This is a genomic window from Kitasatospora purpeofusca (genome assembly GCF_000718025.1).
GTDB lineage: Bacteria > Actinomycetota > Actinomycetes > Streptomycetales > Streptomycetaceae > Kitasatospora > Kitasatospora purpeofusca.
This window is the reverse complement of record NZ_JODS01000039.1, coordinates 16,897-29,805: the sequence shown is the minus strand read 5'-3', so window position 1 is coordinate 29,805 and position 12,909 is coordinate 16,897. Positions and strand designations below refer to the sequence as shown.

Sequence of the window (12,909 nt, the reverse complement as noted above, 5' to 3'; positions counted from 1 at the left end):
GCCCGGAAATCTCGACGATGTGCGGATGCGGGCCGAGGGTCCGGGGTCAATAGTGAACGAATCGGTCTGTTGGTTAGGCGAGCCTTGCCTTGCTTTTGATGGGGTGGCGGCCGGATGGCGATGTGGCGGGGCCGGACATGCTGAAGGGCCCCGACTCGGCCTGAGTGCCGAGGTCGGGGCCCTTCCGGGGTGGACGGTGCGTGCGGGTCAGACGACGACCGCCTGGGCGTCGATCTCCACCAGCATCGGCTCCTGCGGGAGTTCGCAGAAGATCGTGGTCCGGCACGGCTTCACGCCGCCGGCAGGGATGTTCTCCTCGATGAACTCGGCGTAGACCTCGTTCATCAGCGGGAAGTCGGCGCGCTTGGTGAGGTACACGCGGAACATCACCACGTCCTCGACGGTCGCGCCGCCCGCCTCGACGATCGCCTTGACGTTCTCCAGGGTGCGGCGGGTCTGTGCCTTCACATCGCCGTGGTGGAGGTACTCGCCGGTGGCGGGGTCCTGCGGGCCCTGGCCCGACACCTGGAGGATCGGGCCCTTGCGGACGCCCTGGGAGAACATCCAGGCCGGGGCGGGGGCGCCGTCGGTGCGGATCTCGGTCTTGTCGTTCCGGGTGCTCATGCGTGCTCACTTCCTGTGCGGGGGAGGTGGGTTGTGGGTCGTGCGGTCGTGCAGTGGTGAGGTGGTGAGGTGGTGCAGTGGTGAGATCGTGCGGTGGTGGTGCGGTGGTGGTGCGGTGGTGGTGCGGTGGTGGTGCGGTGGTGGTGCGGTGGTGGTGCGGTGGTGGTGCGGTGGTCGTCGGGGGTGCTGTGGTCGTCAGTGGCGCGGGGGCTGGCCGCAGTCGGCGGAGATCGCCCTTGCGGTGGCGAGAAGTTGGGGCAGCAACTCCAACACCTGCTCGTAGGGGAGCACGACGTCCGGGACGGAGATCGAGGCGGCGGCGACCACTCGGCCGCTGGCGTCGCGGATCGGCGCGGCCACGCAGTTGATGAACGCCTCGTGCTCGGCGTGGTCCTGCGCCCAGCCCTGGGCGGCGACCTTCTCCAGCTCGGCCAGCAGCGCCTCGGGTGTGGTGAGGGTGCGCGCGGTGTGCGGGGTGAAGTCGATGCCCGCCACCACCCGCCGCCGTTCGGGCGTGGGCAGGTCGGCGAGCAGCACCTTGGACACCGCGGCGCTGTGCAGGGCGGCCCGGAGGCCGATCCGCGAGTACATCCGCACCGGGTGCCGGGAGTCGTACTTGTCGATGTAGACCACCTCGCCGCCCTCGTAAGCGGCCAGGTGCACGGTCTGGCCGGTGCCGGCGTTCAGTTCGGCGAGGTACGGCGCGGCGATCCGGCGGACCCCGCGCTGTTCCAGGGCGAGCCCCGAGAGTGCGAACAGACCGGCGCCCAGGTGGTAGCGGTATCCGGCGTCGCGGTAGACGAATCGTTCCTCTTCGAGGCTCTGGAGCAGCCGGAGCACGGTCGTCTTGTGCACACCGAGCACCTCGGCCAACTGGTCCAGGGAGCGCTCGCCCTCACCGAGTTCGGCGAGGATGCGCAGGGCGCGGGTGACGGTCTGGCTCATGGCGCTCCAAGGGCCGGGGTGGCGGCCGGTCGAGGGTCGGGGGCACCGCCCCCTGGTGGAACGGGCGCGGAGCGGTCGGTGGGGGAGGCGGATGCGGCGGTGCGGGAAGAGGCGGGCGACGGGGTGGGTGGGTCGGTGGGGAAGGCGTATGTGCTGGTGGGCGCTGCGGGGAGCGCTGGGGACACGATGCCATCCGCCGACACCCGGGTGGCCGCCCAGGCCTCGGGTGAGGCGTCGAGCAGGGCGCCGACCACCGATTCGGGCGGAAGCTCGCCCTGGTCCCCGTGGCTGGTCAGCGCGCAGGCCGCGCTCAGATGGCCCAGTCGCAGGCGGCGCCGCTGGTCGAGGCCGCGCACGGTACCGGCCAGGTAGCCGGCGGCGAACGCGTCGCCCGCGCCGGTCGCCTCGACCACCTCGACCGTCAGCGCCGGTTCGGCGACGGTGGTGCCGTCGCGCCCGATCGCGGTGACCAGCCGGGCCGCGTCCTTGACCACGACGGTGGCCGGCGACGGGAAGAGGCGGCGCAGGGCGTGCGGCTCCCCGGTGCCGAAGGCGGCCTCGGCCTCGTCCGAGCCGAGCAGGAGCAGGTCGGCCGCGTCCAGCAGGGGCGGCAGCACCGAGAGGTCGCGGTCGCGCCAGAGCGCCGGACGCCAGTTGAGGTCGAAGCTGACCAGGCGGTCGGAGCGGCGTTCCGCCAGCAGTGCGCGGAGCAGGGCGAGGCAGTCGTCGGAGAGCGCGGCCGTGATGCCGGACAGGTGGAGCAACCGGGCCCCGGCCAGCAGGCGGGCGGCAGTCGGGTCGTCCAGCAACTCGGGGGAGAGGGCGGCCGCCGCCGAACCGCGCCGGTGGTAGTGCAGCCGGCTGCGCCCCGGGCCGAGGTCGTGGCGGTCGCCGGTGGTGCCGCCGACCTCCTTGAGGTAGACGCCGGTCGGGCGGTGCGGGTCGACCGCGACGGCGGAGACGTCCACCCCGCGGGCGGTCAGTTCGCCGAGCAGGCGGCGGCCGAAGCCGTCGTCGCCGACCCGGCTGATCCAGGCGCTCGGCACGCCGAGGGCGGCCAGGGCGCCGGCCACGTTGGACTCGGCGCCGCCGACGGCGAGCCGGAAGTTCTCCACGGACTCCAGCGGGCCCGCGCGGTCGGGGAGGAGTACGGCCATCGACTCGCCCACGCAGACGGCCAGGGGGGTGGGGGGCGTGGCGGGTGTCGGCGGCTGTGTCCGGGGCTGTGTCCGGGGCGGGGTGTGGGGCGCGGTGTGGGGCAGGGGCGGTGTCGGGGACGGCTCCGGGGTGGCCGGTGTGCGGGGCGGTGCGGCCGTCGGATCGCCGGGCGACGGGGTGGCCTCGCTCGCGGCGGCGTCCTGGCGTGGCATCTGCTGGGCTCCTCGGAGTACTGCGGCCGGCCGGGGTGGGGGTGCTGCGGCGAGCCTGGCTGACCCGCGTGCGGCGGGCGGCTGTCGTTGACCTTCGTCCGGCGCCGATGCTAGAACCGTGTTGCCAGCATGTGCAACCCTCATTGCACATGTTGCAACATGGCAGATGGAGGAAGACGGTGGACCAGACCTTCGCGAGCAGTGGCAGCGACGGCGGCGGAAGTGGCAGCGGCGGTAGTGGTGGCAGCGGCAGCGGTGGGCCCGATGGTGGGCTCGGTGGTGAGCCCGGCGGTGGCGGTTCGGGCATCGACGCGGGTGCGGTGGCGGCACTCGCCGAGGAGGTGCTCGACTGGCGGTTCAAGGCGCTGCCGTCGGCCGCCGACGGCCTGACCGTCCGCCAGTATCTGGCCACCGGACCCACCCTGTCCGACCTCGGCACCCCGCTGCTCACACTCGACGAGGGCGCGCTCGACCACAACCTGCGCACCATGGCCCGCTGGTGCGCGGACGCCGGCATGGCGCTCGCTCCGCACGGCAAGACCACCATGGCCCCCGCGCTCTGGAAGGCGCAGCTGGACGCGGGCAGCCACGGCATCACCCTCGCCAACCTGCCGCAGCTCCGGGTCGCCCGCGCCTTCGGTGTGCGCCGGCTGCTGCTCGCCAACTCCCTGCTCGACCCGGCCGGCCTGCGCTGGCTGGCGGGCGAGCTCGCCGCCGACGCCGACTTCGCCTTCACCTGCTGGGTCGACTCGGTGGAGAGCGTCCGGCTGATGGACGAGGCACTGCGCGCGGCCGGTGCCGAGCGTCGGGTCGAGGTACTGCTCGAACTCGGCGGCCCCGGCGGCCGCACCGGCGCGCGCACCGTCGACGGGGCGGTGGAGATCGCGGATGCCGTCCGCCGTGCGCCGACCCTCCGGCTGGCCGGCATCGGCGGGTACGAGGGTGCGTTGGCGCACGACGCGAGCGAGGGCGGGCTCGGTACCGTGCGCGGGTACCTGCGGTCGCTGGCCGAGCTGCACGGGCGGCTGGCCGGTCGGTACGCCGAGGACGCCGCGCCCGTGGTCACGGCCGGTGGCAGTGCCTACTTCGACCTGGTGGCCGAGGAGTTGGCTGCGCTGCCGGAGGCCTTCGTGGTGCTGCGCTCGGGTGCGTACCTCGCGCACGACGACGGCTTCTACCGGGGGATCTCGCCGCTCGCCCGGGGCGCGGCGGAGCCGGGGGCCGGTGGTGGCCGGGCACTGCGCGGGGCGCTGCACGGGTGGGCCCGAGTGGTCTCCCGGCCGGAGCCGCAGTTGGCGCTGCTGGACGCGGGCAAGCGCGACCTGCCGTTCGACGAGGGCCTTCCGGAACCGCATCTGGTGCGGGGCGGGGCGGAGTTGACGGGCACGGCGGCGCGGATCACCGCGCTCAACGACCAGCACGCGTTCCTCCGGGACGCGGGCGACCTCGCGCCGGTCGGCGCGGTGCTGCGGCTGGGCATCTCGCACCCGTGCACCGCCTTCGACAAGTGGACGCTGATCCCGGTGCTGGACGATGCCTCGGCGGCCGAGCCGAAGGTGACCGGGCTGGTCAGGACGTTCTTCTGATGAGCGCCAGGGCCGGTGGGAGCGTGCTGTTCCGTGGTGCCACGGTGGTGGACGGCACGGGAGCGGGACGGTTCCGGGCGGACGTCCGGATCGCCGGCGGGGTGATCGTCGAGGTCGGGGCGCCGGGCGGGACGGTGGCGTCGGGTAGGACGGTGGCGTCGGGTGCGGGTGCGGGTGCGGGTGCGGGCCGGTCGGGTGCCGGTGGCGTGGGCCGGTCGGGTGCGGGCGCGGCGCGGACGGTCGACGCGGACGGGCTGGTCCTGGCGCCCGGGTTCATCGACATGCACGCCCACTCCGACCTCGCGCTGCTCCGCGAACCGGAGCACCCGGCCAAGGTCACCCAGGGCGTGACCTGCGAGGTCCTCGGCCAGGACGGCCTCTCCTACGCGCCGGTCGACGACACCACCCTGCCCGCGCTCCGCCGCCAGATCGCCGGCTGGAACGGCGACCCGGACGACCTGGACTGGGACTGGCGCACCGTCGGCGGCTATCTGGACCGGCTGGACCGGACCGGCCCCGCCGTCAACGCCTGCTACCTGGTGCCGCACGGCTCGCTGCGCATGCTCGCCATGGGCTGGGAGAACCGGGCCCCGAGCGCCGCCGAACTCGACCGGATGCGCGAGCTGTTGGCGCAGGGGCTGGTCGAAGGCGCGGTCGGGATGTCGAGCGGCCTGACGTACACCCCCGGGATGTACGCCGGAACCGCCGAACTGGTCGAACTCTGCAGGGTCGTCGCCGGCTTCGGAGGATTCCACGCCCCCCACCAACGCTCCTACGGGGCCGGGGCGTTGGAGGGATACGCGGAGATGGTCGAGATCGCCCGGCGGTCCGGCTGCCCGCTCCACCTCACCCACGCCACCATGAACTTCGGTGTCAACGAGGGCCGCGCCGGAGAACTGCTGGCCCTGCTCGACCAGGCCCTCGACGACGGTGTGGACCTCACCCTGGACAGTTACCCCTACCTGCCCGGATCCACCACCCTGGCCGCCCTGCTGCCCAGTTGGGCCACCGAGGGCGGACCGCAGGCCACCCTGGCGCGGCTCGGCGACCCCGCCGCGCGCGAGCGGATCCGGTACGAGGTGGAGGAGAAGGGCAGCGACGGCTGCCACGGTGTGGTCACCGACTGGAGCACCATCCAGCTCTCCGGCGTCCGGGCCCCCGAACTCGCCGACGCGGTCGGCCGGACCGTCGCCGAACTCGCCGCCGAGCAGGGCCGGAGCGGCACGGAGGTCTTCCTCGACCTGCTGCTCCGGGACGAGTTGGCCACCACTATCCTCCAGCACGTCGGCCACGAGGCGAACGTCCGGGCGATCATGCGCCACCGCGTGCACACCGTCGGCAGCGACGGGCTGTTGGTCGGCGCCCGCCCGCACCCGCGGGCCTGGGGCACCTTCCCCCGCTACCTGGCCCGGTACGTCCGCGACTCCGGCGTGCTCACACTGGAGGAGGCGGTCGCCCGGATGACCGGTCGGCCCGCGGCCCGGTTGCGGCTGCACCGGCGTGGGCGGATCGCCCCCGGTTTCCACGCCGACCTGGTCCTCTTCGACCCCGAAAAGGTCCAGGACGGCGCGACGTTCGAGCAGCCGAGGCGGCCCGCAGTCGGTGTGGAACACGTCTATGTGAACGGCGTGGCCGTGGTGGAGCAGGGCCGCACCACGGGCGCGCGGCCCGGTCGGGCGCTGCGCCGGACGGGGCGCGGGGCGGAGGCGGTATGACGGCCGCGTGCTGTGGAGCCGAGCCCGGCGGGTGCGGGTGCAGGTGTGGCGGTGGGGCCGGCGTCGGTGGGAGCGGTGGCGGTGGGGCCGGTTCCCGTAGATCAGGGTGCCTGGTGAATCAGGGTGCCAAGCGAATCCGAGTGGAATGGAAGCGAACGCCGTGAATTCGAGTTCAGTCGGTCCGAGGCCGGTCGAAGAGGGTTTCGTGGATCGGGAGTCGGCGGGTCCGAGTGCCGGGAGCCCGGGCTCCGGGAGCCGCACGCCCTCCGCTGCCGCCATGGCGGCAGCGGCGCGGGCCGCGCTCGCCGCCTCGCCGGTGGTCGCGGTCGTCCGTGCGCCACGGATACCGGACGCCGCCGCACTCTGCGCCGCGCTCGCCGAGGGCGGAATCACCTGGACCGAATTCACCTTCACCACACCCGATGTGACAACCCACCTGCACCGGGCGGCACAGGCCGGCCACCGGGTCGGGGTCGGAACGGTGCTCACCGCCCAGCAGGCCGAGCAGGGGCTCACTGCCGGGGCGTCCTTCCTGGTCACGCCCGGTTTGCGACCCGAGGTGGCGGATGCCGCGCACGCGGCGGGAGTCCCGGTGATCCTCGGCGCCCTCACCGCGACCGAGGTGGCCCAGGCGGTGGATCTCGGTGCCGCGGCGGTGAAGATCTTCCCGGCCCGGGCGTTCGGCCCCGGCTACTTCAAGGATCTGCGGGGCCCGTACCCCGATGTCCCGCTGGTCGCCTCCGGCGGTGTCAACGCGGGCAACGCGGCGGAGTTCCTGGCGCACGGGGCACTCGCCGTCTGTGCCGGGACGGACGTGGTGCCGCCGGAGGTCGTCGCGGCCGGGGACTGGGCGGAGATCACCCGTCGGGCCCGGGCGTTCACGGAGGCCTGCGCGCTCCGGTAACGGGGGCGAGCGGGGGCGAGCACCGTGGCCGATGTTGCGACGCCCTGCGGGGCGGCATGCCCCGCACGGCGGGCGTCGATCGTGGGGCGCGAAGGAGTGGGAGGGGCTCGGGAGGGCGCGCGGCATGGGCGGGGGCTCCTTCCAGGAGTCCCGCGCCGGTCCGGGAGTGGCCGAGCCGGACTGTTGGGGCGACGGGGATTCGACGAGAATCGGTAGCCCCCCGGCACCCGGCAGGAGGATCCCACCCATGACCTCGACCCGCCCCGGCCCCGACTGGCTGACCGACGCCGTGCTGTACCAGATCTACCCCCAGACCTTCGCCGACTCCGACGGCGACGGCATCGGCGACTTCGCGGGCATCACCGAGCACCTCGACCACCTCGCCTGGCTGGGCGTGGACACGGTCTGGCTGAACCCGTGCTTCGCCTCGCCCTTCCGTGACGCGGGTTACGACGTCACCGACTACCTCGCACCCGCCCCGCGCTACGGCACGGCCGACGACCTCGCCGCACTGGTCGAGGCGGCGCGCCGCAAGGGCATCCGGATCCTGCTGGACCTGGTCGCCGGCCACACCTCCGACCAGCACCCCTGGTTCCGGGCCTCGGCCGAGGATCCGTCCGACCACCGCTACATCTGGTCCGACCGGCCGGTGGACGGCTTCGTCGCCTCCCCGGGCGGCCGGGCCGGGTGGTACCGGCCGAACTTCTTCGAGTGCCAGCCCGCACTCAACTTCGGCTACGGGCGCGAGGATCCGGAACAGCCCTGGCGCCAGCCCGTCGACGCCGAGGGCCCCCGGGCCAACCGCGCCGCGTTGCGCGGGATCATGGCGCACTGGCTGGACCTGGGGCTGGCCGGCTTCCGGGTCGACATGGCGTCCTCCCTGGTCAAGGACGACCCGGGCTTCGCCGAGACGGGCAAGCTCTGGACCGAACTGCGCGACTGGCTCGACCGCGACCACCCGCAGGCCGCGCTGTTCGCCGAATGGGGCGACCCGGCAGCCGCCGTCGCCGCGGGCTTCCACGCGGACTTCCTGCTCCAGTTCGGCGGCACGGACCACGGACTGCCGCTGCGCTCGCTCTGGAACAACAACGCCGGGACGGTGGAGGAGTTCTGGAAGCAGGGCCCGTGCTACTTCGAGGCCGAGGGGCGCGGCACGCCCCAGGTGTTCCTGGACGCCTGGCGCTCGGCGTCCCAACTGACCGAGGGCGCCGGGCACATCGCCCTCCCCACCGCCAATCACGACTTCTCCCGGCTGGCGACCGGTCCGCGCACCGCCGAGCAACTCGCCCCGGCCTTCGCCCTGGTGCTGACCTGGCCCACCCTGCCCGCGGTGTACTACGGCGACGAGATCGGCATGCGCTATGTGCCGGACCTCCCCGACGTCGAGGGCAGCGTGCTCGGCCCGACGTACAACCGGGCCGGCTCGCGCACGCCGATGCAGTGGGCACCCGGTCCGAACGCGGGCTTCTCGGCCGCCCCGGCGGAGCGGCTCTACCTCCCGGTGGATCCGGACCCGCGCAGGCCGGATGTCGCCGGCCAACGGGCCGACCCGACCTCGCTGCTGCACACCGTGCGGCGGCTGATCGCACTGCGCCGCAAGCACCCGGGGCTGGGGGCGCGGGGCTCGCTGGAGGTGCGGCACGCCGGGTACCCGCTGGTGTACACCCGGGCCGGGCGGTACCTGGTGGTGATCAACCCGCGGCGGGAACCGGCGGTTCTCCCGCTCGACGGGCTGCTGGACGGTGTCGGTGCGTCCGGTGCGTCCGACGTGTCCGGTGGGGCCGACCGGGTGGGCAGGGCGGGCCGGGCTGGCGGGGTCACCCCGCTGGAGGCCCAGGGTGTGCGGATCGGAGCGGCGGGTGAGCTGCGGGCGGACGGCTTCTCGTACGGGGTCTTCGACCTGGGGTGACGGTCCCGGCGCTGCCGACGCCGCAGCCCTGCGAGGCGTGGGCTGATCGGGGGCGGGCTTCGGCCCGCCCCCGAAGTGGTTGTACACTGCATCCAGATGGTTGCATTTACCATCTTTCATGCCCACCTTTCACTGGCGACCGCCGGAGGACGGACCGAACTTCATGAGCACACCCCGGACCACAGCCGCAGCGCCCGCCGTGGGGCACTCGCTCAAGCACCTGGCGTTCCACCTGCTCACCCCGCTGCTGATGTGCCTCGGCATGGCGCTCGCGTACCAGGGCGCCTTCCACCAGCCCGAGCCGCACCATCTGAAGGTCGCCGTTGTCGGCGTCACCCCGGAGGCGCGGGCGCTGGCCGGAGCGGTGCAGAGCAGGGCGGGAGACGCGCTGGACGTGAGCACGCTGCCGGACCGGGCCGCCGCCGAACAGGGACTGCTGGACCGGGACCTGGTCGGCGCCTTCCTCCCCGACGCCAGCCACCCCGAACTCCTGGTCGCCAAGGCCAACTCGGACACCTCGGCGATGGCGGCCGAGAAGGTCTTCCAGCGCGTGACCGCACAGCAGGGCGTCCCCCTGGCCGTCACGGACCTCACCACCCCGAGCGAGGGCGATCCCACCGGTCAGGGCCTGTTCTTCCTGCTGGTCGCGCTCAGCATCGGTTCCTACGGCAGCGTCGCGGTGATCGGCGCGGCGGGTGCGGCGCTGGCCATGCGGATCCGGGTGCTGGTCGGGGTGGGTGTGTCCTTGGCGGTGAGCGTGATCGGAATTCTCACCGCAGGGCCGGTCTTCCATGTGGTGGACCACGACCTGGCCGGGATCTGGGCGCTGGGCTGGCTCTACTCGGCCGGGGTGATCGGGATCGGCATCGGTCTCCACACCTTCCTCAAGCGGTGGACCACGCTGGCGATGATGGTGCTGTTCGTGATGCTGAACTTCACCAGTTCCGGCGGTGTGTACCGGCCGGAGCTCCAGAACGGCTTCTTCGCCGGGCTGCACTCCTGCTGGGCCGGTGCGGGCTTCCTGGAGGGCGCCCGCAGTCTGCTGTACTTCGATGGCGGTGCCGGCTTCGGCGGTCATCTCCTGACGTTGGTGCTGTGGTTGGCGGCCGCCGGTGTGCTCGTGGTCGGAGCCGCGCGGTACGAACGGCGCGGCCGGGCCGTGGCGTCGAGTGCGGTCGGCGCGGGGGCTGCCGAAGGTGGCGGCGGTACGGCCGGGTGGGTCGGCTCAGCCGGGTCGGCCGGGGCGGCCGGTGTGGCGCGCGCTGCCGACTCGTCGCCCGGAGAGGGGCCCGGTGCCGAGGAGGAGATGGAGGAGTCGGCGGTCGCGATCTGATTGTCCGTCAACTCGGCGGGAGAACTTCACCCGGTGCGAGGGGCATCGACTCCGGGTGGGGACAGGTGGCCCGCGACCGGCCCTGGACAAGCCGGTTGCGGGCCCCGGCCGGCGGAACGCGCGCCGCCGCCCCGGCGTGGTGGATCGGGTGATCTGCGTGGCGGCACAGCCCGCTGCCTCCCGGATGGCAGGATCGGGCGTGCTCTGCCGACGGGGGACGTCGCCCCGTCCGTTCGCCGTCCCCGAGGAGTACCACCGTGCCTCGCCCCTTCCGACCTGCCCGTAGCGCTCTTGCCGACCGGGTGCTGGCAGCGGTGCCGGCCACCGCCATCGCCTTGGCGCTGCTCGCCGCGACCCCGGCCGTCGCCGTCGCGCCACCGCTCTCGCAGCCCCGGATCGTCGCCCACTTCGATCTGTCCCAGGGCCGCCAGCCCGAGAACATCGCCGTCGAACCCGACGGCTCCGTGGACCTCACCCTCTCCTTCGCCCGCCAGGTCGTCCACCTCGACCGCGCCGGGCGGCTCACCGTCCTTGCCAGCATGCCCGTACCCGCACACCCCGCGACCCCGGTCATCGGCGCCGCGGCCGTCTCGGGCCTGGCCCGCGCCCACGACGGCACGCTGTACTTCGCTTATGCCACCGGTACCGAGGACCTCACCGGGATCTGGAGGCTCTGCCCCGGCGGTGAGCCGGAGCGCATCGCCGCCCTCCCCGCGAACAGCCTGCCCAACGGCCTCGCGCTGGACGAGCGCGCCGGCGTGCTGTACTCCGCCGACTCGGCGCTCGGCCTGGTCCGGGTCGTGCCGACGGCCGGCGGCGCTCCGGTGGTCTGGTCCGACGATGCCCGCCTCAAGCCCACCGTCGCTTTCGGTGCCAATGGCCTGAAGGTGCACCGTGGCGCGGTCTGGGTCGGCAACACCGACACTGGCTCGCTACTGCGCATCCCGATCGGTCCGGACGGCTCCGCCGGCCCGGTCGAGGTCCGCGCCGACGGGCTCGCAGGGCTCGACGACTTCGCCTTCGTCGGGATCGGTGACGAGCTGATCGCGGCGCTCAACACCTCCAGCGAGGCCGTCTACCTCCGTGGTGACGGTACTCGGCACACCGTTCTCGACGCCTCGGACGGTCTCTCCAACCCGACCTCGGTCGGGATCCGGGGCGACCGGGTGTACGTGCCGAGTGCGGCCTTCTACTCGAGGAGCGATCCCAACCTGCTGGCCGCGACGCTGGAGCGGTAGGGCGCCGGGACTGCGCGTGGGGCCGCCGGGCGGGCCGGGCCTGCGGCCCTCTCGTGGGCTCCTTCCTGCTCAGGGGCGGCGGGGTGGACGGGTGAAGCAGCAGTCACCGCAGACGCCCGCCTGCGGACCGATCCGGTAGTAGAGGCAACAGCTGGTGCGTCGGAACCCGGTGCCGCTCCGAGCGCCGCCGACGGTCAGGGTTCCGGTGCCGGCCAGAGGCGGGTGGTCGAGCGCGCGGGCGACCAGGAGCCGGGCCAGCCCCGGATCCGCGGAGGCTCCGTCGCGGGCCGCCTGCGCGATGTGGGCCTCCAGCATGCGCAGGGCACCGGCCAGGGCCGAGGCCGCGTTCCCCCGCAGCAGCCCCTCGGAGAGCGGGACCGTGGAGCGGACGGCTGCCGCAAGCTCCGTCAGCTGACCCTCGACGACGGTCCGGCGGAACCGGTCGGCGAGCTCAGCCGGATCGGCCGACCTGCCCGCGTCCTCCGAGGTGGGCCCTGCCGTCGACGTGGGCGGGTAGGGCGCCCAGAGGTCGATCGGCCCCTGTTCGGGGATGCGGACCCACGCTTCATCGGGAGTCAGGTCGGGCACTTCGCCGAGCAGCACGGCGGCGCCGAGGCCCACCGAGCAGAACCTGGAGGCCAGGCCCAGGTGCAGGATCGAGGCCGCGACCCGTGCCTCGGTCGTGCCGAGCCTCCGGCCGACCTCCCGAACCCGGCCCGCCAACAGGCTGCCCTGGCCCGGGGCGTAGAACTCCCGCAGCGGTCGGAAGCCCGGCGGCGGGCCCTGCCCGGGTGTCTCGGCCGTGTCCAGCGCGAAGTACGGGCCGACGCCGGCGAGCCGTCCGAGGCCGGATGCGACGCTCATCGGCGGCAGGCCGTCGTCGCGGTGCGGCCGGCGGCGGGGGACGGGGCGAGGCGTGCCCGCACGGGGCCGGGGGACGGACGGTTGCGGGTGGGCATCGGGTTGGTTCTCCGGATCCGTGCGGCGAGTTGGAGCGAATGGTGGTGGCACCGGTGCGCGGCGGCGGTTCGGTCCGGTGCGACGGCCGAGGAGGTACCGGTGCTGGTCCCGAAGAACGGTACCGCGCCCCGGTGGTCCCGGACGGGCACCCCGAAGGCCCGTAGGAGTCGGCCGGGGTGGCCGTGGCGGTCGTGGCGATGATGCGGAAGCGCATGGGAGCGTCCTCTCCTGAGTCCTGTTCGAGCCCGTCCGGCTCTCTGTTCGGTCACGGACCAACATCCCCCCTTTCCGGAGCTCGTACCTCCCTCGGACGAGCGAGTTTGAC

The 12,909-nt window shown here is 73.6% G+C and carries 10 protein-coding genes; 6 read left to right on the top strand and 4 right to left on the bottom strand.

Going from position 1 to position 12,909, the window contains the following annotated elements; translation table 11 throughout:
* Nucleotides 1-207: 207 nt before the first annotated feature.
* The 3 genes from IF01_RS0136150 to IF01_RS0136140 all read right to left on the bottom strand — a co-directional run bounded on the left by IF01_RS0136150 (nt 208) and on the right by IF01_RS0136140 (nt 2,939).
* Nucleotides 208-624, bottom strand: coding sequence for a RidA family protein (locus IF01_RS0136150; protein WP_030397871.1), 417 nt, complete (start codon nt 622-624; stop codon nt 208-210).
* Between the two features lie 195 nt (nt 625-819).
* Complete coding sequence (locus IF01_RS0136145) at nt 820-1,569, bottom strand: IclR family transcriptional regulator (RefSeq protein ID WP_030397870.1); 750 nt, start codon at nt 1,567-1,569, stop codon at nt 820-822.
* A complete protein-coding gene (locus tag IF01_RS0136140; RefSeq protein ID WP_078880610.1) occupies nt 1,566-2,939 on the bottom strand; it encodes a sugar kinase in 1,374 nt (457 codons plus the stop codon). Before IF01_RS0136140 ends, IF01_RS0136145 begins: the two co-directional genes overlap by 4 nt.
* A gap of 179 nt (nt 2,940-3,118) precedes the next feature.
* Between IF01_RS0136140 and IF01_RS0136135 the strand changes: the two genes are divergently transcribed.
* From IF01_RS0136135 to IF01_RS0136110, 6 genes are all read left to right on the top strand, one after another.
* Nucleotides 3,119-4,525, top strand: coding sequence for an alanine racemase (locus IF01_RS0136135; RefSeq protein ID WP_244215729.1), 1,407 nt, complete (start codon nt 3,119-3,121; stop codon nt 4,523-4,525).
* The gene (locus tag IF01_RS0136130; protein WP_030397867.1) at nt 4,525-6,240 is read left to right on the top strand and encodes an N-acyl-D-amino-acid deacylase family protein; all 1,716 of its coding nucleotides are present in this window, start codon (nt 4,525-4,527) and stop codon (nt 6,238-6,240) included. Before IF01_RS0136135 ends, IF01_RS0136130 begins: the two co-directional genes overlap by 1 nt.
* A 277-nt stretch (nt 6,241-6,517) precedes the next feature.
* Complete coding sequence (locus tag IF01_RS0136125) at nt 6,518-7,144, top strand: bifunctional 4-hydroxy-2-oxoglutarate aldolase/2-dehydro-3-deoxy-phosphogluconate aldolase (protein ID WP_030397866.1); 627 nt, start codon at nt 6,518-6,520, stop codon at nt 7,142-7,144.
* Between the two features lie 247 nt (nt 7,145-7,391).
* Nucleotides 7,392-9,053 (top strand): alpha-amylase family glycosyl hydrolase, encoded by a 1,662-nt coding sequence (locus tag IF01_RS0136120; RefSeq protein ID WP_030397865.1) that lies wholly within the window; start codon nt 7,392-7,394, stop codon nt 9,051-9,053.
* Between the two features lie 163 nt (nt 9,054-9,216).
* Nucleotides 9,217-10,386, top strand: a complete 1,170-nt coding sequence (locus IF01_RS0136115) for a hypothetical protein (RefSeq protein WP_051756886.1) — start codon at nt 9,217-9,219, stop codon at nt 10,384-10,386.
* Between the two features lie 257 nt (nt 10,387-10,643).
* A complete protein-coding gene (locus tag IF01_RS0136110) occupies nt 10,644-11,624 on the top strand; it encodes an NHL repeat-containing protein (protein WP_244215728.1) in 981 nt (326 codons plus the stop codon).
* A 69-nt stretch (nt 11,625-11,693) separates the two neighbouring features.
* Here the strand turns inward: IF01_RS0136110 and IF01_RS0136105 are convergent, their stop codons facing one another.
* Nucleotides 11,694-12,488: a (2Fe-2S)-binding protein gene (locus tag IF01_RS0136105; protein ID WP_030397862.1), complete on the bottom strand. Its 795-nt coding sequence runs from the start codon at nt 12,486-12,488 to the stop codon at nt 11,694-11,696.
* Between the last annotated feature and the right edge of the window lie 421 nt (nt 12,489-12,909).